Here is a 26872-nt window from a genome sequence, read left to right as displayed (position 1 = left end):
CTTAGGCTGGTTAGCTTGGGAGATTTCACTTTATTGCCGGTTTCTTATTGCTGCCTTAACCACGCGATGGCATTTGGATTACGGCGATCCTGGGCGGAATGACAATCTTCGGAAATAGGGGCCGTGTAATAGGATTAACGGGTTATTTAATTATCTGCAATGTATGCCAAACCCAATATGCTCGAGCAAATTAAACTGTTTTTTGAAAAACACCTGTCCTTACCGCCACCGGAGGCTGCGGAAGCAAAGCTTCAAGAGGCTTTGACTGCCTTAATGACCGAAATGATGACCATGGACGATGTCTGTCAAGATGTCGAACGGACCAAAATCCTGTCCTTGGTGCAAAAGTGCTTTTCGCTCTCCACCGAACAGGCTGAAGCCTTGATGGCCAAGGCGGAACACAAGCGTCAGCAGGCGGTTGATTATTACGAATTTACCTCAACAATCAACCAATGCCTTGGTCCTGAGGAAAAGATAAAGTTTGTTAAATCTCTCTGGCAAATCGCTTATGCCGACGGCACTATCGATCCGCAAGAGGAGTATCTGGTGCGGAAGATTGCTGACCTGCTTGGCGTCTCGCACACCGATTTTATTCTGGCCAAACTGCGCGCGAATCCCGATACTTGAAAATCCCCATACCTGTTTAAATGAATCACCCCATGAAAAAGACTAAGAAAAACAAAAATCTGTGGCTAACAGAAGCTGATATTGCGGTCGGTGATTTGTATTTCACCACCGCCCAGCAATACCGCGCAGTCCTGGCGATGAACGGCGATTTTTTGATTTACGCACCTAGCTCGGAAGGCATGGAACCCTTGCCGGCCGATAGCCCAATGCCGTTTGCCAACTCGCCCGCTAAAAAATGCCAGATCGCCACATTTGCGCAAAAGGAATATCAAGCATTCGATTGGTATGGAACGGTTGCCGTTAAACATAAACTCACGCCGTCTCAGATAGCCGAGGCCATCGGCCAATGTAACGCCAAAGCCCAAATCGCCGGGTTGATGGCTGAATAAGATGCGTTGGAAAAGATTTTTAACAGCCTGAAATCCTGCTTTTTCTGGTTTTCAAATGGGAGTTTGGAAACCACGTCTTGGCAACGCCAGCAGTGGTGTAAGCACCACTTACCATTCAAACACGAGTATGTTGACCAAAGCGAAAAGCTAGGCGTTGCGTACCGGGCTGATCGGCCTGGCAATCAACGATATTTCGTCACTCGAACGACATATCGTCGCCGCTTCCGCCCGCCGGCTCATTGCCGCCAACCTGAAATGCCTTAAACAACAAGACCAAAACAACATTAAAACAATCGCTTACCGGGCAATAGCAGCAAACTCGCGGCAATTGGCACAAGAAATGACCAGTAAACGCCAACCATCGGACATTGGTTAGCCACTAACCGCCTCCGAGACCACACTTTTATCGTTTACTCAGGAGCCGCACCATGTCCCGCCCATATTTCAAAGCTCACCCATTAGCGCTGGCGTTGGCCGGCATCCTAGCTAAAGGTCTTTTGCCCTCACCCGTCCTTGCCTCTGAGCTGGTTTGGGACGGCAGCGGCGACAGCGACAGTTGGTTTTACTCGAACAACGACTTCCTTCATCCCAATACCAATTGGCTCAATAACGACCCATTATTACTGCCGAAACATTACGATACCTTGGTCTTCAAAGGCCACACCCGGTTGACGCCGCTTAACGACGGCCCGGAAGGCCTGGCCTTCAAGGGCATGACCTTTGCGGCCGATGCCAGGGCGTTTACCCTAAACGGCAATCGCATCGTCAGCATCGGCAATATCGTCAACGCCAGCCGCAATCTGCAAACCATCAATATGCCGATCATTATCGGCGCCGATCAGATCTGGGATGGCGGCAATATCCCCGGCGGCTTTTTGCAAGTGAATCAATTCGCCGGTTTGCGCGACCATTCCCTGACCTTGCTACGCTACGCCAGGGTTTCCGCAGGCAATAACCCATTGATTCTCGGCGAAACCGGACAAGCACAATTGCTGGTGAAAGGCAGGAGTACGCTGGACAGTGTCTCGGCTGTCATCGGCGCCGGCCAGGGAAGTACGGCGGAAATGACCGTCCAAGGCTCGGGATCGAAATGGACCAACAGCGGGAACATGAACATAGGCACGCGCGGCAAAGCCATCCTGAATATTCTCGATTCCGGCTCGGTGATCAGTAAGACGGCGTCTATCGGCAACGGTGCCCAAGTGACTATCGATGGCCTGGGATCGAGTTGGACCAATAGTAACGATCTGCACATTGGCTATCTTGGTGAAGGCACGCTGAGCGTGACCAATGGCGGTGTGTTGAACTCCGGCAAAAGCACCATAGGTGGCGGTAACACCATGCATCCCAGCTTAGTCACCATCGACGGCGCCGGATCGCGGTGGACGAATCAGAGCCTGTTTATTGGTTCGCCTGGCCAAGGCAGTTTGAAAATCGCTAACGGCGGCATAGTCGTAAGCGGCCAAAGCGTTATCGGCGATCAAGGTGCGGGCGAATTGAATATCGTCAAGGGCGGGAGCATGGAAAGCCAATCTACCATTATCGGCAATCAGGGCAAGGGCAAAGTTTTAATCGAGGACTCGGGCTCCAGTATGCTGAGCATCGGCAATTTGTCGGTTGGATACGAGCGCGGCGGCAGAGGTGAGTTACTCGTCGGTCCTGGCGGCACCGTCAGCAACCAGTTCGGTTACGTCGGCGCAAAATCGCAAAGTATCGGCCGGGTAAACGTGCAGGGTTTGGGCGCCCAATGGCTTAACAAAAGCGAGCTGTTTGTCGGCGATCAGGGTAATGGCAGCTTAGTCGTCGATAGCGGCGGCAGCGTGAAAAGTGACAGAGCAACTATCGGCAATGCCAGTGGCGGTGTGGGGGAGGCAAGTATCAAAGGCCAAGGGTCGACATGGACTATCCGGGATAGCCTAACGTTAGGCAATCAAGGCACCGGCACGCTGAATGTGGAAAATGGCGGAAAAGTGGAAAGCGCAAGCGCGGTCATCGGCAATGCCATCGGCAGCTTGGGCAAGGTGATGGTCAATGGCGACGGCTCGCAATGGTGGAACCAAGGCGATCTGATCATCGGCTCTAACGGACGGGGATTGCTCAACATCGAAAACCAGGGCCTGGTTTCGGTTGGCGGACGCTTCCGAATTTTAAGAGCCGGCGTCGTGAATCTGGACGGCGGCACGCTCGAAGTCGTCAATCAAGACGACGTTCGCCCTGGGCCTGGCGGGCAGTTTAACTGGCTCGCCGGCATCTTGAGCATCACCGGTGCCGACGGCGTGACCTTGGGCCGCAATGAGATTTTTGGCCCGGCCACCATCCTGACCAGCGGCAAAACCTTGGCGGTAACCAACAGCCTGAACGTCAACAGCGGCAGTCTATTATGGCTAAACGGCGGCTCGCTAAAGGCCGGCACGCTGGCAGTGAACGGCGGACTAATCGTCTTCCATAATGGTAGCCATCTGGATATGAACGACATCGGCACCTTGTCCGGTTACGGCACGCTGACAACGACAGTGAGCGGCGGCACGGCGGCCAACACCATCCGCGCCAATAGCGGCAAACTGGTGCTGGGCAACGTCAATTCCAATCAAGGTTTCGAATTTGGCGGCAAGCTTGATGTCGGCTCAAATCAAGTGACGTTGCTGGATAAAGATAAAGCCCAGTTGGGCGTCTCCACCAGTTTGGGCAAGGGCGGCGAACTGGGCAGCATCAACGGCATCGATTTGGGCGACGGTGACACTCTGAGCTACACCGGTAGCGCCAGCATTCTGGGCGACTTCACCAACAACGGTCTGGTGACTGGATCGAGGGGCACCTTGACTTTCCTGAACGATGTCAACGGTGCCGGTGGGTTTGGCGGCAACGTTGTTTTTCGCGGCGGCTACAATCCCGGCAACAGCCCGGCCGCCATCGACTTCCACGGCGGCAGCCTCCGCTTTGGTGCCAGTTCGGTGCTGACGATGGAAATCTTCGGTAATCAGCCGGGCAGCCAATACGATCAATTACTGAATATCGGCCATTTTGATTTTAACGGCACCCTGTCCTTGGTGTTCGGCGGTAACTTCACGCCGGTCGCCGGCGATGTTTTCAAGTTATTCGACTTCGCCGGCTTCAGCGGCAGTTTAAACCCGGACCGCATCAGTGTCGCCGGCATAGACCGCAGGCTACTCGACTTTTCCAACTTGGCAACCAACGGCAGTCTGCGGGTCGCCGCCGTGCCGCTGCCGACTACGGCTTGGCTGTTCCTGGGCGGTTTGCTGGGCATACTGGCCAAGTCGCGCCGCCACATCCTCCATCGCGCGAAGCTAGCGTAAAAGGGGATTAGGGCGAAGCAATGCCAAGTGTCGACACTGTGGCATTGCTTTAATTTATGTTGATTGGTGGATGACGCTAGGCTTATCCGCCCATTTTTTTATTTGCTGGGGTATCACAGCGCACTTCATTTCCGCTCAGTCGAATCAGACAGATTGGCAACGCGCTTGCCGACCCGAAACAAACTCCACGCCAGCACGACCACCATCAAGGTGATGACCAGGCCCAGAAACCACGAGCTGTTCAGCAGTTTAGCGACATTGAAGTGTTGTTCGCCGATTGTTGCCTCGGTTTCCGGCCCCAATCCGGTTCGATTGCTCTGGTAACCGCGGCGTAATAACTCCTGGATCGGTGCGGTGTCATAGTGCGGCGCCTCAGCTGCTTCGGCGCCGTATTTGATTTGGTAGCCCAGGCCGGTTTGCGGCAGGAACAGCAATTGGTAGCCGGGACCGGTGCCGGCGACGGTGTTGATATGCAGTTCCGGGTTGTCCTGGTCACGAATCACAATGCGGTAGCGCGTTTGCCGTTGTTCCGGAAAGCCGATGGTGGTTTGTTCGCGGTTGATGTCTTGATAATGTAGGGCTTCCAAGGTGCCGGTGCCGATGGTGCGCATTTGGGTTTCCAGCCCTTGCGTCAGCGGGATTTGTACTTCGGCCTGGCGGCTGAAGTTTGGGGTCATTATTTGCAGCTTCAAACCGTTCAGCGGTTGCCGCAGCGTGTCGACGTCGATGATAGTGGCTTTTTGCTCGGCATCGAGTTTGATTTTAAAACCGGCCGGGTAATCAAATTGCTGATCGGCGTCGGCAACCGTTTCGCTGGCGTTATGCCAGAGCTCGATGCGCTCGACATGCAGCGGTTCCTTGATTTGTTGCGTGGTTTCCTGGCGTTGCACTTCCTCGCTGCCGCGCACGGTGCGGGTCAGTTCCAACAGTTCGGCAACCCGGGTTTGGCTGGCTTTGGCGACGACGATTTTGAATTGGCGGAAGCTATTCGCGGGCAATTCGACGTCGCGGTTACCGACATTCATATAGCGCGAATAGTCGTAAATCTGCGCGCGCTCGACCAGCAGTTGCCAATTCTCGCCGTCGTTGGAACCGTGAATTTGCAAGGCGTATTCGAAGTCGCGCTGGTCGGTGATCAGACTCAGGCCATCAGCGTTGGCGGCTTTTTTGTCCAGTTGCACGGTCACGACGAAGCCTTCGTCCTCGTCGCCGAATTTTTGCAAATCGACGGTTTTACTGGTGCTGGCTACGCGCTTACTGACCGTTTTCTGGCTGGCGATTTTTTGCAGCAAATACGGGGTTTCGACGCCGTTTTGATCGACCAGGCGCAAGTCGCGAAAATCGGCGGCGGTGTTGGCATACACCGCACTGTCCAGCGGCACGGCCAGCAGGCTTTGTTGCCCGTTATCCTGGACCAGCACCGGCCGGCTGAACCGGTAAGCCGGTGTTTCGTTGGCCCAAGCCTGAGTCAAAAACAGGCAGCATAACACTGCAAATTTGGCGATCATGATCATGTTTTGTTTTCGGTATTGCCGATAAAAGTTTGTTGATAACGCATGTAAAAAAACGCGCCGCCCAGCGCCAGCATGCCCAGCACGATAAAGGCGACGATCCGGTAAATTTGTTCCAGCCGGGCCAGGTCGATGAAAAACACCTTCCAAGCTACCAGGGCAAATAACGCTAGACCGACCAGGCGCAATGCGGCAATTTGCCGCTTGATGCCGTTGAACACCAAGGTCAACGCAAATATCGACCACAAGATCGACACGCCACCGGAACGCAAACCCGGCACATAGTGATACAACAGCGAGTTAATTTCCAGACTTAAAAAGGTAAATAACAAGACCAGCGCCGCACCGCCCAGCCACTGGCGGATATTGCCGCTGTCGGTTCCGTGGTCAGTCAGGCGGCGTAAGGCCAACAGTAAAAAGGCTATCGTCGCTGCAAAATCCAGCAAGCGCATCAAGGCCAATTCAAACGAATAGCCGCCGCCGTAACGCAAAGTCCAGACGCTGTCGCCGACGCTTATATGGCCCAGCGTCAAATCCCAGGACGGCAGATCGAACAACAGCATCTTCAGGAACACGCCGATCAGGAACAGCCTGAGTGCTTGTAACAGCCAATCGCCCGTACCGGCTATGTAACGGCTCAACAACAGCCAGCACATGGCCAGCCAGACCAGGGTCAGCACCGGCAATTGCAAGGGCGGATACAGATAGGCAAAGCTGCGGAATAATTCCAGTTGCAGCACCACAAACAACAGCCCGCCGCCGATCAGCAGGATGATTTGCAACAGCAGATTGTCTTTTAGCCATAGCGGTACATCGTTGCCGGCATCGCAAGCCAGTGGCGAGGCGGGCGCCGGTTTTTCGATCAGGGTATAGGCCAAGGCCAGCGACAGGATGGGGATACCGAAGCTGATTACCCGTTCCAGTAAACCCAACAGGAAGGCGCCGAACGATTGTTGGCTATCCATTTGCATGCCGTATTGGCCGGGCAAGTCGATGAAACAAAAACGCACCAGCACCAGCGCGTAAAGCAGATACGCCACTTGTTGTAAAAACGCGCTGCGCAGTTTGCCGGCCATCCACAGCATCACCAAGGCCTGCAAAGACCAACTGACGGTGATCCATTGATTGGAGAGCAGCAAGGGCAGGGTGATGGTCACGAAGAACGCCGCCAAGCCGATGAAGCTGATCAGTAGTTCTTTATCTGCGACCTTCCGCGCCAGGCAGTAGTAGACATGGCCGACATAGAACGCCGCCAGCGCGACGGTTAACAAGGCAGTCCAGATTTGCCCGTAAGCCTCGTCGATCAAGTGATAAGCAGTGCCGAAGAAGATGGCCGCGTTGACGATCAGGCCAATCAAATCCAGCAGGGTCGATTTGCTTTGGTTGACCAAGCAGAACAAAAACACCGTGGTGGAATACAGCACAAAAAAGCCGCTCAAGAACGGTAAAACCTGCCAGAAATATTCGACCTGATAATTCTGCATCGAGCCGAAGAACAACAGGTAATTAAAGAAAAAGCTCAGGAAATTTAATAAATGCCAGTGCTTGTACCAGTTGATCGCCAAGATACCAGTGCCGAGCAGCAGCATGTAACTAAACAAGCCGGGAAAGTTCACCTGGCCGGTGGACAGCATGATGGGCGTGCAATAGCCGCCGATGATGGCAAAGATGGCGACCAACATCGAATCCAGCTTGATCGCCAAAAACGCCGCGCAAGCGGTGACTAAAATCATCAACGCAAACGTCGGGTAAACGTCCAGCAGATGGTAAAAACTGTGCGCGGCAAATACGCTGAAATACAACACTGCAATGCCGCCGCCCAGCAAACCCTGGCTGAACAGATGGTAGGTACCGCCGACCAAGCGCACGCCGCCAATAATCATGGCGACCCCGGCCAATACCGACAAGGCAACCCGCGCTTGTTCGCCGAGCAGGCCGTTATCGATGGAATATTTCAGGAAAAAGCCGATGCCGGTGACCAGAATCAATACACCGATTCGTAGCAACCAGTTGCTGGCTACCGCATATTCCATCGCCACGCCTTCCGGCCGATGGCCCTCGCCGACGATGATCCAGTTCCAGATTTCTTTGAGGATTTTCTGCGCCGCCAGTTCGAAGCGGCTGGGTTCGGCGGGTTGCCAGGTGTTTTGACTCCAGGGATTTTCCTGGACTGGCTCTGCAATCGGTACCGGCGTCGTTGGGGGGGGCGGTGGCTCTTTTTCCGCAGGCAGTTGGCTGTCGGTAATATCGAATATCACCTGTGCCGTTGCCGGTGTTTGCGCTTCGAACAATGCGGGTTGCTGCGGCGTTTCGCTGGTGGGCATTACTTGCGCTTTTGCCAGCTCGCGCAGCAGTTTGCGGTCTTCGCGCAGCGCTGCTTCTATCTTGCGCAAGGCCTGATTAAGGTCATCCTGGTTACGTCTTTGGCGGCCCATTAGAACGGTCAACATCGCGATTATTACGATGGGCACCAAAATCAGGACAAAAGCGATAAAACCGAAGAAATCGTCCACGGCAACTCTCCAAGGCTGGGCAAACGGCAGGTTATTGGGGTTATCAAGCAAGCTTTTCAGGTTACGGCCGGGTCTTCTGCGTGACGCGGGCAAGGTGCTGGGTTAAGCGTCAAGTGGCGAAACTAGTCGTATTCGTGAGCGGCGTCACTATTCAGGATAACCGCTTGTTGGGCGGATTGCTATATCCAGCGCGTGTGGTAGGGATTTGTTCTATGCTTGATGCATGGATTACAAGGGTCAGCTTAAGATTACATATAGATTTTCCGGAAGCTGCCGACAACCCAAGGTGTATCACCACACACTCCAATACATTGGCTCATCTCATGAACAAGAACTCCACAATCCAATCCAAAATATTGCTAAGTATCGCCAGTGTATTTTTGTTGCTGATGTTTGTCAGCACACTGTTCATGGCGGAAAGGCAAAAAGACATGATACAAACGCTGGCGACCGATAAAGCTCGGGATATTGCCAACAGTTATTTCGACGGCGTGAATACGCTAATGCTGACCGACGCGATGGCGCAGGGTGAAGTATTGCGCGAAAAAGCCCTGTCGCATGGCAATGTCACGGAAGTGCGCTTAATTCGCGGTAAGCAGATTACCGATTTTTACGGTCCAGGCAAAACCGAGCAAAGACCCCTTGATAATCTGGATGATCGCGCGCTGACGGGTGAAAGCATCATTCAACCGGGTAATGACAAAAACGGACGCCTGATCACCGTGTTGGAGCCGATCAAGGCTAGCGCCAATTTTCGCGGCACCAACTGTCTGACTTGTCATACGGTGAGCGAGGGGACAGTGTTGGGGGCAGTACGGGTGAGTTTTTCGTTGGCGAATCTCGATGCGCAGATTAATCGCGATTTGGTGATTGCTTCGGCCATTTCCTTGGTGATGTTCGCCGGCGGCCTGTTGCTGGTCAACATGCTGATGCGCAAAATTGTAGTCAATCCACTAGTGACTATGCGCGACACGGTTAACGCTATAGCCGGACAGTCGGATTTACGCCAAAGGTTGCAAATCGATTCCGGCGACGAAATCGGCCAGGTCAGTGAGTCGTTTAATACCATGTTGGCGAATTTTGCCGGTAGCTTGGGGCAGGTGTCTTCGGTCAGCCAGCAATTGGCGTCCGCAACCAACCAAATATCCGGTGTGGCCCGGCAAACCTCACAAGCGGCCACGCAACAACGTAGCGAAACCGAGACGGTGATTCAAGCGATACACGAACTCGAAAATTCTGTGCAGGACGTGCGCGGCGGGGCGACCGGCGCGGCGCAAGCCTCCGTGGAAGCGGACCAGGAAGCCGCGCAAGGCGCGGCGACCACTAAAAATGCCATCAACGGCATCAACGAGCTGGTGAATGAAATCGACCGTGCCGCCGAAGTGATCAAACGCCTGGATCAAAAAAGTAACGGTGTCGGCGCGGTGTTGGATGTAATCAAAGGCTTGGCGGAGCAAACCAATTTGTTGGCCTTGAATGCCGCCATCGAAGCCGCCAGAGCCGGCGAGCAGGGGCGCGGGTTTGCGGTGGTGGCCGATGAAGTCCGTACCTTGGCAACACGTTCGCATAAGGCCACCGAAGAAATTCAAAGCATCATCGATCAATTGCAACGCGAAGCCAAAGACGCGGTCACGGTGATGAACAATGCCAAAAACAGCGCTGAGCAGCGCCGCGAACAAGTGCAAAGCGCCGACCAGGGGCTAAGCGCGATTGCCGAACGGGTGACGCAGATCCGCGAGTTGAACGCGCGGATGTCGCAAGCGGCCGATAATCAAAGCCGCGTTGCGCAGCACGTGGGGCAAAGTATTGCCAATATCGGCCAACTGACCGAACGCACCGCGCAGGATGCCGCGCAAACCAATGCCGCTAGTAACGAATTGGTGAAATTGGCCGCGCAATTGAATGAGTTGGTGAGTCAGTTCAAGCGATAGTCGTGTTCAGCTAAGATTGACAGCGGCATCAGCCCGCTTATATAGTTCGTGCATGAGTAATCCTATCGATACAAAAAACAGACACCCATGGCTGTGGGCATTGCCTACCGCCGTGGTGTTTGCGTTTTTCTAAACAATCAAGCAACCGCGGGTCTTACCGCAGTTGCTTCGACACTCGCCTAAGGCCCGCATCACTAAGGAGGCCCAATGGCAACGACTAAATCCACCACAGCATTCAACCGCAACCGATTATTCGGCTTTGCCCTGGCCACCCTGGCGGCTATCGGTTTTTCCGGCAAAGCCATTTTGGTCAAACTGGCGTATTACCAGCCGGTGGATGCAGTGACGCTATTGGCCTTACGCATGCTGTTTTCCTCGCCGTTTTTTTTGATTGTCGCCTGGCGGCATGCCGGCCAAAAGGATCTTAGGCCATTAAACCGGCGAGATTATCTGGCCCTGTTGATATTGGGCTTTCTGGGTTATTACCTGTCCAGTTTGTTTGATTTTATCGGCTTGCAATATATCTCCGCCGGGCTGGAGCGCTTGATTCTGTTCCTGTATCCGACCATGGTCGTCGTGCTGTCGGCGTTGCTGTTGGGCAAACCGTTTGGCCGCAAGGAAGTCGTGGCGCTGGTGCTCAGTTACGCCGGCATCGGCGTGGTGTTTTTCGACGAAATCAATATTCAGTCTGAACATCTGTTGCTGGGAGCCGGCTTCGTGTTTGCTAGCACCTTGACTTACTCGGCTTATCTGATCGGCACCGGCGAAACGGTGGCCCGCATCGGTGCTTCACGCTTTACCGCTTACGCGATGCTGGTGGCTTGCGCGGCGACGCTGACGCAATTTTTACTCACCCATCCGCCGCAGGCTTTGCTGCTGCCGATGCGGGTATATCAATTGAGCTTGCTGATGGCGATTTTCTCGACGGTGCTGCCAGTGTTCATGCTGTCGGCAGCGATCAAGATGATAGGTTCCAGTCACACCTCGTTGATCGGCTCGCTGGGGCCGGTGGCAACCTTGTTTATGGCCAGTTATGTGTTGGGTGAAGAATTGACGCCCGCGCAGATAGGCGGGGCGGCGTTGGTGATGGTTGGAGTATTGAGTTTGTCGTGGAAGTGAGGGGCCGTTAATCGGACGCCAAGCCGCCCGATACCAGCATCTCCCGCGCATGCGCCAAGGTGTTTTCGGTAATCGTTACGCCGCCCAGCATGCGGGCCACTTCGTTGACTCGTTCGTCTTCGCTGAGGCGGCGAACCGTGGACGATGTTACCGCCGCTTTTTGATTCTTCGCGACGAATAAATGCTGATGCGCTTGCGAGGCAACTTGCGGCAAGTGGGTGACGCATAAGACCTGCCGGTTCTTGCTCAAACGCCGGAGCTTTTGGCCGACGATCTCAGCGATGCCTCCGCCGATGCCGGAATCGACTTCATCGAAGATCATCGTCGGCGTAGTCTTGTCGGTGCTGGTGGTGACCTGGATCGCCAAACTAATCCGCGACAATTCGCCGCCGGACGCCACTTTTGCCAGCGGCTTGGCCGGCAAACCGGGGTTGGTGCTCACTAAAAACTCGATGCTGTCGACGCCGTTGCGTTGCGGTTCTGCGTCTTCCGGCGTGCGGAGATTGACGAGGAACTCGCCGTGCGGCATGCCCAGTTCCTTGATGGCGTCGGAAATGCGTTGCTGCAACTCCGTGCCGGCTTGGCGGCGGCTGGTGGACAATTCTCCGGCCAATTTGCGGTACTGGCTTAATAGCCGCTCGCAATCGGCATTCAGGCTTTCGATACGTTCGCTGCTGTGGCTGAGGTTATCCAGTTCTGTGGCAAAGCGCGCGGCCAATTCCGGCAATTCTTCCGGCTGGATTTTATGCTTGCGGCTCAGCGATTGAATCACGCCGATCTGGTTTTCCAGCCAAGTCAGTTGTTGCGGATCGGCCTCCTGGTTTTCCAGGAAACGGCGCAATTGCTGGGTGGCTTCGCCGATCTGGATTTCCGCATCGCTCAATAACTCGGCAACACCGTTCAACTCGCCGGCATATTGGGCCAGTTCGTTGATGGCATGAATCACATGGCCCAGCATGTCGGCCACCGATTGCTGATCGTTGTCGTACAAAATATCCAGTTGCTGTTGGCCGACACCGAGGATTTTGCCAAGGTTGGCCAACTTGTGATGTTCGTCTGCGAGGGCTTGGTAATCGAAATTTTCCAAATCCAATTGCTGCAATTCTTCCAGTTGATAACGTAGCAATTCCTCGCGCTCGGCTTGGTCGCTGCCGGCTTTTAACAATTGCTGCAGTTGCTTATGTGCTTGCTTCCAGTTTTGGTAACAGGAATTCAGATCGTCCAGCAAGGCTCGATTGCCGGCGAAGCCGTCCAGTAGCCGGCGTTGTTCCTCGCTGTCCAGCAAGGTCAAATGGGCGTGTTGGCCGTGGATTTCCACCAATTGCCGACTCAGGCCTTGCAGGGTTTGCAGATTGACCGGCCGGTTGTTGATGTAAGCCTTGGAACGGCCGTCGTCGCTGATGGTGCGGCGAATCATGCACTGGCCTTCATCGTCCAATTCGTTATCGATCAGCCATTGCTTGACCAGCGGCGCCTTGCCTAAATCGAATTCGATATTCACTTCGGCGCGTTTGCTGCCCGGCCGCACGTACCCAGAATCGGCGCGGTCGCCCAAGGCCAGGCCCAAGGCGGTCAGCAAAATCGATTTGCCGGCGCCGGTTTCGCCGGTTAGCACCGACATGCCGGGATCCAGATCAAGGTCCAGCGCGTCGACGACGGCTAGGTCGATAATATTCAGGTTTAACAGCATAGCCTTAGGCGGGGTAGCCGCTCCAGTTGAGTTTGCTTCTTAGGGTATGGAAAAAATCGTGATCCGCAGGATGCAAAATTTTAATCGGTTTGGCGGCTTTTTTGATGACGATTTTGTCGTTGATCCGCACGTCCGGAATCTCCATGTGGTCGCAAGTTACTAGGGCATTGATCTGTTTGGTCTGGCTGAAACGGATCTCGATGACCACGTTGTCGTCGATGACGATGGGCCGATTAGACAAGGTATGCGGGTTCAACGGCACCAACACCAGCGCGTTCAAAGCGGGATGCAGAATCGGGCCGCCCGCCGATAGCGAGTAAGCGGTAGAGCCGGTCGGCGTGGCGACGATCAGGCCGTCCGAGCGCTGGGTATTCAGATACACGCCGTCGATGCTGGTGACAATCTCGATCATGCTCGGCGTCACCCAGCGGTGTACCACCACCTCATTGACGGCCGTTTGCTGGTGGATGATTTCGTGATCGCGGATGATATGGGTGCTGAGCAACTGGCGCTGCTCGCTCTTGAACTCCCCCGCCAAAATTTTATCCAGGCGGCTGGACAACTGCTCCGGCGAAATATCCACTAAAAAACCCAGCCTGCCGAGGTTAACGCCCAGCAGTGGCGTTTCAAAATCAGCGGCGGCGCGGGCCGCGGCCAGAAATGTGCCGTCGCCGCCCACGGCGATAATCAAGTCGCACAATTCCGGCAGGCGCTCGATATGCACGCCATTTATATTTTCACCGGCTATTAACTCCGCGCTTTGGCTGTCTACGACAATGTCGTGACCACGGGTTTTTAGGTAACGGAAAAGTTCGTTCAGCGTCACGGCAATACCGGGATCGCCGCATTTGCCGATGATACCGATACGCTGGAAGGGGCTTGGCATGGTTGGGGTGGTTAATTTTGAGTAAGTTCGATTATAGGGGATTGTGTTTTTATTCGGTAGCCTTGTGTGATTTATGTCGCTGGCGCGACGGATTGATTTAATGTCGGTTCGCGGACCGACAACCGCGACACTTTCTTTTGTTTGGCCAAAAGAAAGTGTCCAAAGAAAAGGCCACCCGGATGCCGCTTTGATCCTGCACGCCGAAGCTTTCGCCGGGGGTTGACGAAAGGGGCTTACTGCCCCTTCGTCAACGTGCGGCATCCCTGCCGCACCCCTTCGGGCTGATCCCGCCGAAAGCTCCGGTGCTCGGCGCGGCATACGGGAGAGACTCCACTCCGGAATTTATCGTTAAGTAGGCTAAATTGCTCTAGTTCCCACGTGTCACGTGGGAACTCAGATGTACCGCGCCGCGGTGTATTTGTGCCGCAGCGCGGCCAAGCCTGCATTACCACGCGGCGCGTGGGAACGAGGAAAATCAATTTGACACGAGTCAAGTGTAGCCTCGATGGAGCGCCAGCGGAATCGAGGGCGACGACCATCCGGTTATCAAGCCCACGACGGAAATTGGGAAAATTGGCCATCAGATCATCAGGGCAACGTCGACAAACGGTAGGGGATTGGCCTTCGAATCCTCGATTGCATCGAGGCTACTTACTACTTGCTAGTTCCCACGTGTCACGTGGGAACTCAGATGTACCGCGCTGCGGTGAATTTGTGCCGCAGCGCGGCCAAGCCCTGCATTACCACGCGGCGCGTGGGAACGAGGAAAACCCGTCCCGCTCAAGGGGTTATGCGCCTGCGTGCCAGCGTTCCATTACGAATGTGACGACAGTATGTGCTGCGTTAACTGCCAAGCGTGCCTCGGCTACTTTAATCTTGGGCGGCGCGACCCCGCGCCCATGTGCTGAACCAATGTGCGTTCGATAGGCGCCGACGCCATCTATTATTGAAGCTACGCCTTGAAGAATCTTCTTCTGATCGTCTCTCAGAGTTGGGTCAATGTTCAACCCCAAATGAGTCTGAACGGTCTTCCAGAGCGGTGAAATAGATTGGACGGTAGGCATATCGAGTGCAAAGGTGTCAATGTACGTTTTACAGAGCGCTTCCACGATTGAGCTTGCAGCGGTTATTGCAGCTTGAGGATCTCGCTCAAGCTGAGTGATCGCGCGCGCAAATTCTGCCTCAATAGACGCAAAGTCACCTTGCTTTAGGTAGTCGGATAGAGTCTTTGCAGTGATGCACGCTCCGGCTAAAGTCACATAGCCGTTGATCTGATAGGTAAGTTGATTCTTTGAAAGGCTCTCCCGAATGCGGTTCTGGCCTTCGGCGATGTTCGGCTGCAAATCCGAGGGTTCTAGGTCCATGAACCTCTGAATTACCTGTCCTAGCACGGAGAGTGCATCTATAGCTGGATCATTGTTGCATCTTTTAAGCCAAGCTGTGCACTTGGTCTCGCAGTTGCCTTCTGGTGCATCACCGGGTGCACCGCATTCTAAGAACAGGGCGTTCAATTTCGAATGGCTGTAATAGTGCGCCGCGATGACTGATGACACGGCGCCAATGACTGAGTTGGGAATGCTGTTAGACATGGAAGGTTCAGACGACTATAAGCAATTAAAAGGATCTGTCTGTCGGCAAAAGTTAACGGATATACTGACCACTTTAGCGCGACAACCACAAAAAAGGCCGGTTTCCCGGCCTTTTCCAATACAAAACAGCTTATTTCAACAACCCCTGCAACAACCCATTCAACTTATGCACAAACGCGGCCGGGTCGTCCAACTGGCCGCCTTCGCTGAGGATGGCCTGGTCGAACAATATATGGCTGATGTCGGCGAACCGCGCGTCGTCCTGCTCGTTTTTCAGGGCTTGGACGATGGCGTGGTCCGGGTTGATTTCGAAGATCGGCTTGCTGTTGCCGCCCATGCCGAACATGCCGCCGGCTTGGCCGGCTTCCTTCATGATCCGCTCCATGTGCAGGCTCATGTCGTAAGCGCCGGTGACCAGGCAAGCCGGGGAGTCGGTCAACCGGTGGCTGATTTTGACTTCGCTGACTTTGTCGGTCAGGACCTCTTTGAGTTGTTTAACCACCGATTCGAAGTCCTTGCTGACTTCTTCCTGGTGTTTTTTCTCTTCTTCGGTATCGAATTTGTCCAGATCCAGCTCGCCTTTGGCAATGGATTGCATGTGCTTGCCGTCGAATTCGGTCAGGCTGGAGACCAGCCATTCGTCGATACGGTCGGTCAGCAATAGCACTTCAATGCCTTTTTTACGGAACACTTCCAGGTGCGGGCTGCTTTTGGCGGCGGCGAAGCTGTCGGCGGTGATGAAGTAGATTTTCTCCTGACCTTCCTTCATCCGGCTGACGTAGTCGGCCAGCGACACGTTCTGGGTTTTGTCGTCGGTGTGGGTCGATGAGAAGCGCAACAGGCCGGCAACGCGGTCCTTGTTTTTGTGGTCTTCAATCGGGCCTTCTTTGATGACGTTACCGAATTGTTCCCAGAATTTTTGGTATTTCTCGGCGTCGTTTTCGGCCAGGTCTTCCAGCAATCCCAACACCTTTTTAACGGCGCCGCCCTTGATGGTGCTGATCTGCTTGCTTTGTTGCAGGATTTCCCGCGAGACGTTCAGCGGCAAGCTGTCGGTGTCGATCACGCCGCGGATGAAGCGCAGATAGCGCGGCATCAATTGCTCGGCGTCGTCGGTGATGAAGACTTTCTTGATGTACAGCTTGACGCCGTGTTTGGCGTCGCGGTCCCACAAATCGAACGGCGCGCGGCCCGGTACGTAAAGTAACAAGGTGTATTCGTTGGTGCCTTCCACCTTGCTGTGGACGTGAGCCAATGGGTCTTGGAAGTCGTGGCCGACGTGTTTGTAGAACTCGTTGTACTGTTCTTCGGTGATGTCGTCTTTAGACTTGGTCCATAGTGCCGAGGCGCTGTTGACGGTTTCGTCTTCGACGCGAGCCGGTGCGGTCTCATTGCCTTCGTCGTCTTTCTCGGCCGGAATTTCCTTGCTCATGATGATCGGCAGGGAGATGTGGTCGGAGTATTTTTTGATGATCGAACGCAGTTTCCAGGCGCTTAAAAATTCGTCTTCGCCTTCTTTTAAATGCAAGACGATTTCGGTGCCGCGGCCGGCTTTGTCGACCGATTCGATGCTGTATTCGCCCAGACCGTCGGATTCCCAGCGCACGCCTTCGCTGGCTGGCGCGCCGGCTTTGCGGGTGGTTAAGGTGACTTTGTCGGCGACGATGAACGACGAATAAAAACCCACGCCGAATTGGCCGATCAGTTCACTATCTTTGGCTTGGTCGCCGGTCAGCCTTTCGAAGAAGGCTTTGGTGCCGGATTTGGCGATGGTGCCGATGTGGTCCTGCACTTCTTCGCGGGTCATACCGATGCCGTTATCGGTAATGGTGATGGTCTTTTTGGCTTCGTCGAAATCGACGCGGATTTTCAGTTCGCTGTCGCCTTCGTACAGGCTGTCGTTGGCCAGGGCTTCGAAGCGCAATTTGTCGGCGGCGTCGGAACCGTTGGAGATCAGCTCGCGCAAAAAGATTTCCTTGTTGCTATACAAGGAGTGGATCATCAAGTGCAGCAAATGTTTTACTTCGGTTTGAAAACCAAGGGTTTGTTTGTTTGCTTCAACAGTCATGTCTATACTCATTTGGTTGTAAAGTGGACTCGGGCGAGTTGGGGATGATAATTTTATTTTTCAAGTCCGCCCGCTACGTGGATTTTATGGAGCCGATTTCTTGAGCGTTTTATTAGCCTTTCTGCCATGAGTTTTAGTTTAGCCGGCAAAAGTATCCTGATTGTCGAGGACAATCCCGTGTTTCGGAAAGCGATGCGCGACATGCTTTATAGCTTGCAAGCCGTCACTGTTGTCGAAGCGGATAATGGCATAGCCGCGATCAATGCCATGAACAAAAGCAGTTTCGATATTGTGTTGTGCGATTACAACCTGGGTGTGGGTAAGAACGGGCAGCAGGTGCTGGAGGAAGCCAGACACCGGAATTTAATCGATTATCGCTGCGTGTTTGTATTGATCAGCGCCGAGCAGACGACCAGTGCCGTGTTGGGGGTTATGGACAGCAAGCCCGATGAATATCTGACCAAGCCCTTCAACGCGCAGCAACTAATGAGTCGGCTGACACGTAATTTTGCCCGCAAGGAATTTATGGCCAGTGTCGACAAGGCGTTGGCCGCTGGCGATTTGTCTAAAGCCATTCAGTTGTGCGATGCACTATTGCTGTCCGGGGACAAGAAAATGCATTTGCATTTGCTGAAAATGCGAGCCGAGCTGGCGATTTCCGCCGGCGATTTCGATAAGGCCAGGCAGATATATCATGAAGTTCTGGAGCATAGAGAACTGCCTTGGGCGCGCTTAGGTTTGGGCGTGATCGATTTTCAAAACAATAACATCGAACAAGCGATTGCCGGTTTTCAGAGCCTGGTGGCTGATAATCCGATGTTGATGGAGTGTTACGACTGGCTGGGCAAGGCCTACGAAGCATTGGATCAGTACAGCGACGTCGAAAGTGTGTTGCAGCAGGCTTTGCAATTGTCGCCGCAATCGATACTCAGGCAAAAAAAACTGGCCGAAGCGGCGGACCGGAACGGCAATCTGGAAACCGCCGAGAAGGCCTATAAGTCGGTGGTGAAGCTGGGCAAGCATTCCGTGCATCGTTCCTGCAGTGATTTTGCCGGATTGGCCAAGCTTTATGCCAAAACCAATGCCGCGGACGAGGCATTAAAAACGCTGGAGGAAATGCGCAAAGAATATGCCAATCATCCCGAGGCGGAATTACGCGCCTCGACTGTGGAGGCGGATGTGTATAAAACGCTGGGTAACGACGAGTTGTCGCAGAAAGCGTTGCTAAAAGCGGTGGATATATGCAGCCGCTTGGGTAATAAAGCGCCCAGGGACTTGCAGTTGGAGGTAGTGAAAACCTGCTTCCTCAGCGATGAACACGATAAAGCCGAAGAAATACTTTACGATCTGATTCATGCACATATCGACGACGAACAATTTTTGAACGATTTACGCCGCATGCAAAGCGGCATTGGCATGGATAATCACTCGGAAATTCTGATTCAAAAAACCAAGCAGGCTTTGATTGCGACTAACAACAAAGGGGTGGCGCTTTATAAACAGGGTAAGTTTTCCGAAGCATTGGATTTGTTCGAACAGGCCATTCTGACTATGCCGGATAATAAAACCATCATCGTGAATATGTTGAAGATCATGATTCATGATTTGAAGGTTAATGAGTTTTGCGAAGAAAAAAATCAGCGCATCAGAGCTTTATTTATTAAAGCCAAGCAAATTGGCGTTGATCCACATAAGCTGGGGATATTACAAATGGAGTATGCGAAATTGCGGCAGTCTCAAGCGGTCAAGGCTTAAAACCATGCAAACCCATCCTAAAAACAACGATTTGTTTCCGACTATTCTCGCGTCAACCGTTCACGATATAAAAAACTCACTGGGTACCTTGCTGGAGCTGGTTAGGCAAACTGCTGCCAAACAAGACGGCCCGTCTGCCGAATTAAATCAGTTGGAATTCGAAGCGGCTCGTATTAATCACAGTCTGATGCAATTGCTGGTGATGTATAAGGTCGATTCGCAAAAATTTAGTTTGCATATTGAAGAATGCCCGGTAATCGATATTCTCGATGAAGCGATTCATCAACAGGCGCGCTTGGCTGGATTGCACAACATTGATCTACAAGTGGATTGTGGCGATGACGAGATGTGCTACTGCGATAACGCCATCATCAGCAATGCGCTGGCAGCTGTCTTGAATAATGCGTTGCGCTATACCCACAAAACCGTATTGATTGCCGTGACTGAGAAGGACGGCTATCTAACCATCGCCATCGAAGACGACGGTGCGGGTTATCCGCCTCATTTTTTAACCGCGGACTTAAACGATACTGCCGAATTGGACTGGGTGTCGGGAAATACCGGCCTGGGTTTGTATTTTGTGTCGGTAATGGCCGGCCTGCACAAAAATGCCGGGAAAAACGGATTTGTGCGGATCGACAACGAAAGTCGTTTGGGTGGGGCGAGGTTTAAACTTTTTTTGCCTTAAGGATTGCAGAATCATTAGACACTGAAGGATGGTACTAAGGTACAATGGCCCCGGTAATAATAGCGTTTTTCGTCGGGCAGACGGTTAGAAAAAATAAGAAAACTTTAAAAATGAGTATTTTAGTCACCGGTGGGGCCGGGTTTATCGGCAGCAATTTTGTATTGGATTGGTTGGCGCAAAGCGACGAATTGCTCGTCAATTTGGATAAATTGACCTATGCGGGTAACTTACAGAATTTGGCTTCTCTACATGACGATGACAGGCATGTATTTGTTCAAGGTGACATTGCGGATTACGATTTGCTGCTGAGTTTACTGCAAAAGTACCGGATTCGGGCCGTGATCAATTTTGCTGCCGAATCACATGTTGATCGTTCCATCCACGGACCGGAAGATTTTATTCAAACCAATATCGTCGGCAGTTTCCGTTTGTTGGAAGCGGTACGGCAATACTGGAACAACTTGGAACAGCCGGCCAAGCAGGCTTTTCGTTTACTGCACGTGTCTACCGACGAGGTGTACGGTTCTTTGGAAAAGACCGATGCGCCGTTCGCTGAAACCCACCAGTATCAACCCAATAGTCCTTATTCAGCCAGTAAAGCCGCCAGCGATCATTTGGTGCGTGCTTATCACCATACTTACGGTTTGCCTGTATTGACTACCAATTGCTCCAACAATTACGGTCCTTATCATTTCCCGGAAAAACTCATCCCGCTGTGCATTCAGAACGCCTTGTCCGGCAAAGCTTTGCCGATATACGGCGACGGTCAACAGATACGCGATTGGCTGTTTGTGAAGGATCATTGCAGCGCGATTCGCCGGGTGCTGGAAGCCGGCAAGCTTGGCGAGGTTTATAACGTCGGCGGTTGGAACGAAAAAGCCAATCTGGATGTAGTCAACACGCTATGCAGTATTCTGGATGAGCTGCAGCCGCGTAGCGACGGCAAATCCTATGCCGAACAGATTACCTATGTCACCGACCGGCCTGGGCACGACAGACGTTATGCCATCGATGCCGGCAAGCTGGAACGGGAGCTAGGCTGGAAACCGGCGGAAACCTTTGAGACCGGCATTCGCAAAACCGTGCAGTGGTATTTGGATAACCAAGCCTGGGTTAGCAATGTGTTGTCCGGTGACTACCAGTCCTGGCTCGATAAAAACTATGCAGGGCGCACTGCGTGATCAATGCTTTGCATGGTTGAGTGAATGAAAGTTTTATTGTTCGGTAAAAATGGCCAGCTGGGTTGGGAGTTGCAACGCAGTTTGGCGCCTTTGGGCGAATTGCTTGCGCTTGACAGATTCGACCAACATTATTGCGGCGATTTAAGCAACCCCAACGGGATTGCCGAAACGGTTCGCGCGCTGCGTCCCGATGTCATCGTCAATGCTGCTGCCTATACCGCAGTGGATAAGGCCGAGTCGGAAAGCGACTTGGCGAATACGATCAATGCGGTGGTGCCGGGAGTTTTGGCGGCAGAAGCCAAACGTATCGATGCGTGGTTGCTGCACTATTCGACGGATTACGTATTCGACGGCAGCGGTGATAAACCCTGGCGGGAAGATGATCAGGTTGGGCCGTTGAATGTCTATGGGCAAAGCAAATTGGCTGGGGAACGAGCCATTCAGGCCAGCGATTGCCGGCATTTGATTTTTCGGACCAGTTGGGTTTATGCAGCCAGAGGTAATAACTTTGCCAAAACTATGCTGCGCCTGGCGCAAGAACGGCAACAGCTATCGGTGATTAACGATCAAATCGGTACGCCAACCGGCGCCGAATTGCTGGCGGATGTGAGTGCCCACGCCATTCGTCATGCCTTGAAAACACCTGAAGTGGCTGGTGTTTATCATCTAACCGCTAGCGGCGAAACCAGTTGGTACGACTACGCACATTTGGTGCTTGACTATGCCCGTCAAGCCGGACTGGCGCTGAAAACCGACAAACAATCGGTTACGGCAATTCCCACCAGCGTTTACCAAACGCCGGCGCAGCGGCCATTAAACTCACGTATGAACACCGAAAAGTTGCAAAGCGTGTTTGATTTACAACTGCCGGCTTGGCAAAAGGGTGTCGAGCGAATGTTGTCTGAACTGTACGGAAAGTGACTATGAACCAGCGCAAAGGCATCATCCTGGCCGGAGGATCCGGCACCCGGCTGTATCCGGTAACGAAAGCGGTTTCCAAACAACTGCTGCCGATTTACGACAAGCCGATGATTTATTACCCGCTCAGCACGCTAATGCTGGCCGGAATTCGCGATATTTTGATCATTTCCACGCCGCAAGACACCCCTTTGTTTCAGCATTTGCTGGGTGATGGTAGCGATTGGGGGATTAATCTGCAATATGCCGTACAACCCAGCCCGGACGGACTGGCGCAAGCTTTTATCATCGGCAGGGATTTTGTCGGCTCGCAACCCAGTGCATTGGTATTGGGTGACAACATTTTTTACGGCCACGATTTACACGTTCAATTGAAACGCGCGACTGATCAATCCTCAGGGGCAACGGTTTTTGCCTATCATGTCAATGACCCGGAGCGCTACGGTGTCGTCAGCTTTGATCCTCAAGGCCGGGCAACTTCACTAGAGGAAAAACCGACGCAGCCAAAAAGTAATTATGCAGTCACCGGTTTGTACTTTTACGACAATCAAGTCGTCGATATAGCCGCCAATTTGCAGCCGTCGCCGCGCGGCGAGTTGGAGATTACTGACGTCAATAAAATGTATCTGGACCTAAATCAGCTTAGCGTCGAAATCATGGGTCGCGGCTATGCCTGGTTGGATACGGGTACTCATGCCAGTTTGATCGAGGCCAGCAATTTCATCGAAACCATCGAAACCCGGCAGGGTTTGAAAATCGCCTGTCCGGAGGAAATTGCCTGGCGTGGCGGCTGGGTTGGCGATGAGCAAATCGAAAAATTGGCCAAACCATTGGCGAAAAATGGCTACGGCCAGTATTTACTGGGCCTATTGAATAAGCAGGTGTTTTAATGCAAGCAACTAGACTTGCTATACCCGATGTCGTTTTATTTTCACCAAAAGTATTCGGTGACGAACGTGGTTTTTTCTTTGAAAGCTTCAACCAAAAAATTTTTCAGGAGCTGATAGGATTAAGTGTCAATTTTGTTCAGGACAACCACTCCAAATCTCAAAAAGGAGTGTTGCGCGGATTACATTACCAATTGCCGCCTAAGGCGCAAGGCAAGTTGGTGAGGGTGGTGCAAGGCGAAGTCTTTGATGTGGCTGTTGATATTCGTAAAAACTCACCGACGTTCGGGCAATGGGTCGGCGAAATATTAACGGCGGAAAACAAGCGGCAATTGTGGATACCAGAAGGATTTGCGCATGGCTTTCTGACCCTATCGGAGACAGCAGAATTTCTATATAAAGCTACTGATTATTACGCGCCGGAATATGAGCAGTGCATTGCTTGGGACGACAAAAAGCTTAATGTAAATTGGCTTCTTACAGATGATCCGGTTTTATCTGCAAAAGATAGGCAAGGTCATACTTTGGGAGAGGCGGCAGTATTTACTTGAATTATAGAAAGCTTCTTCGTATATCTCTTTACTAAAAATTACACAATTTTCATTATATTAAATGTTGTTTTTCAGAAGACTTTCTTTAGCGGTAGATGATATTTTTATGGGGTTATCCCAATATCATATTTGGTTTTACTTGGCATGGCAGGATATCAAGCAGCGCTATAGACGCTCGGCCATTGGGCCATTTTGGATTACAATTAGTACTGGTATTATGGTTTTAGCCATGGGCCCCCTCTATGGGGCGCTTCTTAAGCAGGATATTGGTCCCTACATTCAACATTTGTCAGTTAGTATGATTATTTGGGGTCTTATTTCTGGATATATTAACGAGTCTTGTATGGCTTTTATCAGTGCCGAGGGGTATATTAAGCAGATCAAGATGCCTTTAACAGTGCACCTGCTAAGGGTGCTGGCAAAAAATTTGTTGTATTTTTTGCATAATGTTGTGATTATCTTAGTTGTGCTGTTTTTGTATCCACCTCAAAATTTAAAAGCTTTTTTTTTAATACCGTTAGGTTTTTTCTTGTTATTTGGAAATCTTTTTTGGATTGGGTTGCTTTTGAGTATCCTTAGTGCGAGATTTCGAGATATTCCCCAGATTATCGCCAATATAATGCAAGTATTGTTTTTTATCTCACCGATAATATGGAAAGTAGATATGCTAGGCTCGAATCATTTTGCTGCGGATGCAAATCCACTATATCATTTCATTGAATTGATCCGGGCTCCCTTGTTAGGTGGAAACATTGATTCGCTTTCATGGGTCGTATCAACATCGCTGATATTCGGGGGGGGGGGCGTGGCGCTATTGGTGTTTACTCGTTATCGCTCACGTATTGCGTATTGGTTGTAATAATGTCCTTGATACACGCGAAAAATGTAGTAGTGGATTTTCCTATTTACGGAAGTACGGGCAATCGATCATTTAAAAAAGTAGTGATGAATGCTGCTACTGGTGGATTGTTTGCCAAGGATGCGGGCGAACGAGTTGTAGTTCGGGCGTTGGATAATATTAATTTTGACTTTAAGGAAGGTGATAGAGTAGGTCTGATAGGTCACAACGGCTCAGGGAAATCAACGCTACTTAGAGTTTTAGCTGGTATCTATGAGCCGGTTAGTGGCGAATTGAAGGTGAATGGCCGAGTGACTTCCATGTTGAGTATTACCCTTGGTATGGATATGGATGCGTCCGGGTTGGAAAATGTATACATGCGCGGTCGTGTAATGGGATTGCGTGCAAAACAACTTGATCAAATTGTCGAAGATATTGCCGAATTTTCGGGTATTGGTGATTATTTGCATCTTCCGATGAGAACCTATTCAAGTGGTATGTCCATGAGGCTAGCGTTTGCGATTTCTACCTGCGTAGATGCCGATATTATTCTCATGGATGAATGGTTGAGCGTAGGCGATGCGGAATTCATTGGTAAGGCTCAAGAACGAATGAATGGATTGGTGAAAAATGCAAGAATTGTAGTTATTGCATCACATGATCATGCGTTAATTAAAGAACAATGCAACAAAGTTATAAAGTTGGAACATGGTAAAATCGTTAGTTTTGAAGAGTCTTGAAAATTTGAACAATCACATGAGAGGAATGAAATAATGAGGGTTTTTGTAACAGGGGCTTGCGGCTATAAAGGTACTGTGTTGGTTCCAAAACTATTGGCCGCCGGACATGATGTAGTTGCTTTCGATACCATGTGGTTCGGAAACCATTTGCAGCCGCATCCGAGTTTAACGGTCATCCAAGGAGATGTGAGGGATATTGAAACCATCAACCTGGATGGCGTCGACGCGATTATTCATTTGTCCTCTATCGCCAACGATCCGTGTGGCGATTTGAATCCGCAATTGACTTGGGAGGTCAGCGCCCTGGCAACAATGCAATTGGCGGACAAAGCCAAGCGCAAAGGCGTAAAACAGTTTATCTATGCCTCTTCGGGTAGCGTTTATGGCGTCAAGGAAGAAGATCAAGTTACCGAAGATCTTGAGCTTAAACCCATTTCGGAATACAACAAAACCAAGATGGTTGCCGAGAGAGTTTTGCTAAGCTACCAAGACGATATGGCAGTGCAAATCGTCCGTCCAGCTACTGTTTGCGGCCTGTCGCCGCGCATGAGATTGGATGTGGCGGTCAATATGTTGACCATGCAGTCCCTATCAAAAGGTAAAATTACGGTTTTCGGAGGCAATCAGGCGCGCCCGAATATACACATGGACGATATTACCGATGTATATTTGCATTTTCTGGCGCATCCGCAATTTACCGGTATTTATAACGCTGGCTTCGAAAATATTACGATCCTGGAAATCGCAAATCTGGTGACCCAATATATCCCGGTCGAGATTATCGTCACAGAATCCAACGATCCTCGTTCTTATCGGGTTAATTCCGATAAACTCCTGGCCACCGGTTTCAAACCCAAGAAAACGGTCGACGACGCCGTGCGTGAAATTATCGTGAAGTACAAAGCCGGGGAGTTGAAGGATGAAGACCGTTGCTACAACCTTAAATGGATGCAGCAAACCGTTCTCGCCCAATAACGAGCGTTTTTGATAATAAATCTAATCAAGCAAAGTCAATTTCTTATGTTTATGCTTACTGATCTAGGGGTTTAGATGAGTATTGGGCCTGGATTGGCTGTGCGCAAAAAACCAATAAAATATGAGTCCTCAAGATTCTTGCCTTCAATATAGTGCTCGCCTTCAGTCCGTGCTTTCGTCTGCCGATTGGAGTGGTGTTTCGTCTCTGGCGGAGGCGATGGAAAAGTGCTGGCAGTCGGGCCGTCAGGTGTTTTTCTGCGGTAACGGTGGTAGTGCGGGGAACGCTGTGCATATGGCAAACGATTTTGTCTATGGCGTGGCAAAAAAGACCGGCGGCGGCATCAAAGCCACGGCGTTGTCAGCCAATCAGTCGGTCATGACCTGTTTTGCCAATGATGTCGGCTACGACAGCATATACTCCGAACAGCTTGCCGTTTTTGCGCAAGCCGGTGATGTGCTGGTGGCGTTGTCCGGGAGCGGTAACTCGCCTAATATCGTTAAAGCCATCGAACAAGCCAAGACCATGGACGTCAAAACCTATGCAATTCTGGGTTATAGCGGTGGAAAATGTAAGGATCTGGCCGACGTGTCAATTCATTTTCCTATCGATGACATGCAGATTGCGGAAGATATGCAGCTGATCGTCGGGCATATGCTGATGCAGTGGTTGTACACCAAAAGACCTAGCGTTTGAATCGCAAG

Annotated in this window: 21 protein-coding genes; 15 read left to right on the top strand and 6 right to left on the bottom strand. The window is 51.8% G+C overall.

Features of this window, described 5'->3' with window-relative positions:
• Positions 1–177 precede the first annotated feature (177 nt).
• The 3 genes from ACR02O_RS17450 (at position 178) to ACR02O_RS17440 (ending at position 4330) form a co-directional block, all read left to right on the top strand.
• A complete protein-coding gene (locus ACR02O_RS17450) occupies positions 178–627 on the top strand; it encodes a tellurite resistance TerB family protein (protein WP_458137950.1) in 450 nt (149 codons plus the stop codon).
• 32 nt (positions 628–659) lie between these two features.
• Positions 660–1016 carry a hypothetical protein gene (locus tag ACR02O_RS17445; RefSeq protein ID WP_033155747.1) on the top strand — a complete coding sequence of 119 codons (357 nt, stop codon included), beginning with the start codon at positions 660–662 and terminating at the stop codon, positions 1014–1016.
• Positions 1017–1444: 428 nt separating this feature from the next.
• A complete protein-coding gene (locus ACR02O_RS17440) occupies positions 1445–4330 on the top strand; it encodes a hypothetical protein (protein ID WP_494522088.1) in 2886 nt (961 codons plus the stop codon).
• A gap of 125 nt (positions 4331–4455) precedes the next feature.
• Here the strand turns inward: ACR02O_RS17440 and ACR02O_RS17435 are convergent, their stop codons facing one another.
• Both ACR02O_RS17435 and ACR02O_RS17430 read right to left on the bottom strand, forming a co-directional pair.
• Complete coding sequence (locus ACR02O_RS17435) at positions 4456–5838, bottom strand: hypothetical protein (protein WP_494522087.1); 1383 nt, start codon at positions 5836–5838, stop codon at positions 4456–4458.
• Between the two features lie 2 nt (positions 5839–5840).
• On the bottom strand, positions 5841–8354 hold the full coding sequence (locus tag ACR02O_RS17430) for a DUF2339 domain-containing protein (RefSeq protein WP_494522086.1): 2514 nt from the start codon (positions 8352–8354) through the stop codon (positions 5841–5843).
• Between the two features lie 323 nt (positions 8355–8677).
• Between ACR02O_RS17430 and ACR02O_RS17425 the strand changes: the two genes are divergently transcribed.
• Positions 8678–10285, top strand: a complete 1608-nt coding sequence (locus tag ACR02O_RS17425) for a methyl-accepting chemotaxis protein (protein WP_458137946.1) — start codon at positions 8678–8680, stop codon at positions 10283–10285.
• A gap of 207 nt (positions 10286–10492) precedes the next feature.
• A complete protein-coding gene (locus ACR02O_RS17420; RefSeq protein WP_458137945.1) occupies positions 10493–11404 on the top strand; it encodes a DMT family transporter in 912 nt (303 codons plus the stop codon).
• A 7-nt stretch (positions 11405–11411) separates the two neighbouring features.
• Here ACR02O_RS17420 and recN read toward each other — a convergent pair whose 3' ends face one another.
• The 4 genes from recN to htpG form a co-directional block, all read right to left on the bottom strand.
• Entirely contained in the window at positions 11412–13094 is a 1683-nt protein-coding gene (recN, locus tag ACR02O_RS17415; protein ID WP_494522085.1) for a DNA repair protein RecN, read from the bottom strand.
• Positions 13095–13098: 4 nt separating this feature from the next.
• Positions 13099–13980, bottom strand: a complete 882-nt coding sequence (locus ACR02O_RS17410; RefSeq protein ID WP_494522084.1) for an NAD(+) kinase — start codon at positions 13978–13980, stop codon at positions 13099–13101.
• A 788-nt stretch (positions 13981–14768) separates the two neighbouring features.
• Positions 14769–15569: an abortive infection family protein gene (locus ACR02O_RS17405; RefSeq protein WP_033155250.1), complete on the bottom strand. Its 801-nt coding sequence runs from the start codon at positions 15567–15569 to the stop codon at positions 14769–14771.
• A 130-nt stretch (positions 15570–15699) separates the two neighbouring features.
• Positions 15700–17637: a molecular chaperone HtpG gene (htpG, locus tag ACR02O_RS17400; RefSeq protein ID WP_494522083.1), complete on the bottom strand. Its 1938-nt coding sequence runs from the start codon at positions 17635–17637 to the stop codon at positions 15700–15702.
• A gap of 126 nt (positions 17638–17763) precedes the next feature.
• Between htpG and ACR02O_RS17395 the strand changes: the two genes are divergently transcribed.
• From ACR02O_RS17395 to ACR02O_RS17350, 10 genes are all read left to right on the top strand, one after another.
• Positions 17764–19392 (top strand): tetratricopeptide repeat protein, encoded by a 1629-nt coding sequence (locus ACR02O_RS17395; RefSeq protein ID WP_445368649.1) that lies wholly within the window; start codon positions 17764–17766, stop codon positions 19390–19392.
• A gap of 4 nt (positions 19393–19396) precedes the next feature.
• The gene (locus ACR02O_RS17390) at positions 19397–20080 is read left to right on the top strand and encodes a sensor histidine kinase (protein ID WP_033155247.1); all 684 of its coding nucleotides are present in this window, start codon (positions 19397–19399) and stop codon (positions 20078–20080) included.
• Between the two features lie 110 nt (positions 20081–20190).
• Positions 20191–21261, top strand: a complete 1071-nt coding sequence (gene rfbB / locus ACR02O_RS17385) for a dTDP-glucose 4,6-dehydratase (protein WP_033155745.1) — start codon at positions 20191–20193, stop codon at positions 21259–21261.
• Between the two features lie 24 nt (positions 21262–21285).
• Positions 21286–22182, top strand: coding sequence for a dTDP-4-dehydrorhamnose reductase (gene rfbD, locus ACR02O_RS17380; protein ID WP_033155246.1), 897 nt, complete (start codon positions 21286–21288; stop codon positions 22180–22182).
• Between the two features lie 2 nt (positions 22183–22184).
• Complete coding sequence (gene rfbA, locus ACR02O_RS17375; protein ID WP_458137940.1) at positions 22185–23069, top strand: glucose-1-phosphate thymidylyltransferase RfbA; 885 nt, start codon at positions 22185–22187, stop codon at positions 23067–23069.
• Positions 23069–23617 (top strand): dTDP-4-dehydrorhamnose 3,5-epimerase, encoded by a 549-nt coding sequence (rfbC, locus tag ACR02O_RS17370; RefSeq protein ID WP_494522082.1) that lies wholly within the window; start codon positions 23069–23071, stop codon positions 23615–23617. The genes rfbA and rfbC overlap by 1 nt, the downstream gene beginning before the upstream one ends.
• A gap of 61 nt (positions 23618–23678) precedes the next feature.
• Positions 23679–24476 (top strand): ABC transporter permease, encoded by a 798-nt coding sequence (locus tag ACR02O_RS17365; RefSeq protein WP_458137938.1) that lies wholly within the window; start codon positions 23679–23681, stop codon positions 24474–24476.
• A gap of 2 nt (positions 24477–24478) precedes the next feature.
• On the top strand, positions 24479–25195 hold the full coding sequence (locus ACR02O_RS17360; RefSeq protein ID WP_458137937.1) for an ABC transporter ATP-binding protein: 717 nt from the start codon (positions 24479–24481) through the stop codon (positions 25193–25195).
• Positions 25196–25228: 33 nt separating this feature from the next.
• Positions 25229–26170 (top strand): NAD-dependent epimerase/dehydratase family protein, encoded by a 942-nt coding sequence (locus tag ACR02O_RS17355; RefSeq protein ID WP_458137936.1) that lies wholly within the window; start codon positions 25229–25231, stop codon positions 26168–26170.
• Positions 26171–26291: 121 nt separating this feature from the next.
• Entirely contained in the window at positions 26292–26864 is a 573-nt protein-coding gene (locus tag ACR02O_RS17350) for an SIS domain-containing protein (protein WP_458137935.1), read from the top strand.
• Positions 26865–26872: the final 8 nt, after the last annotated feature.

The organism is Methylomonas sp. PHL2-19 (genome assembly GCF_059331595.1).
The sequence above is the reverse complement of the archived record's forward strand: the minus strand, read 5'-3'. Positions and strand labels throughout refer to the sequence as shown.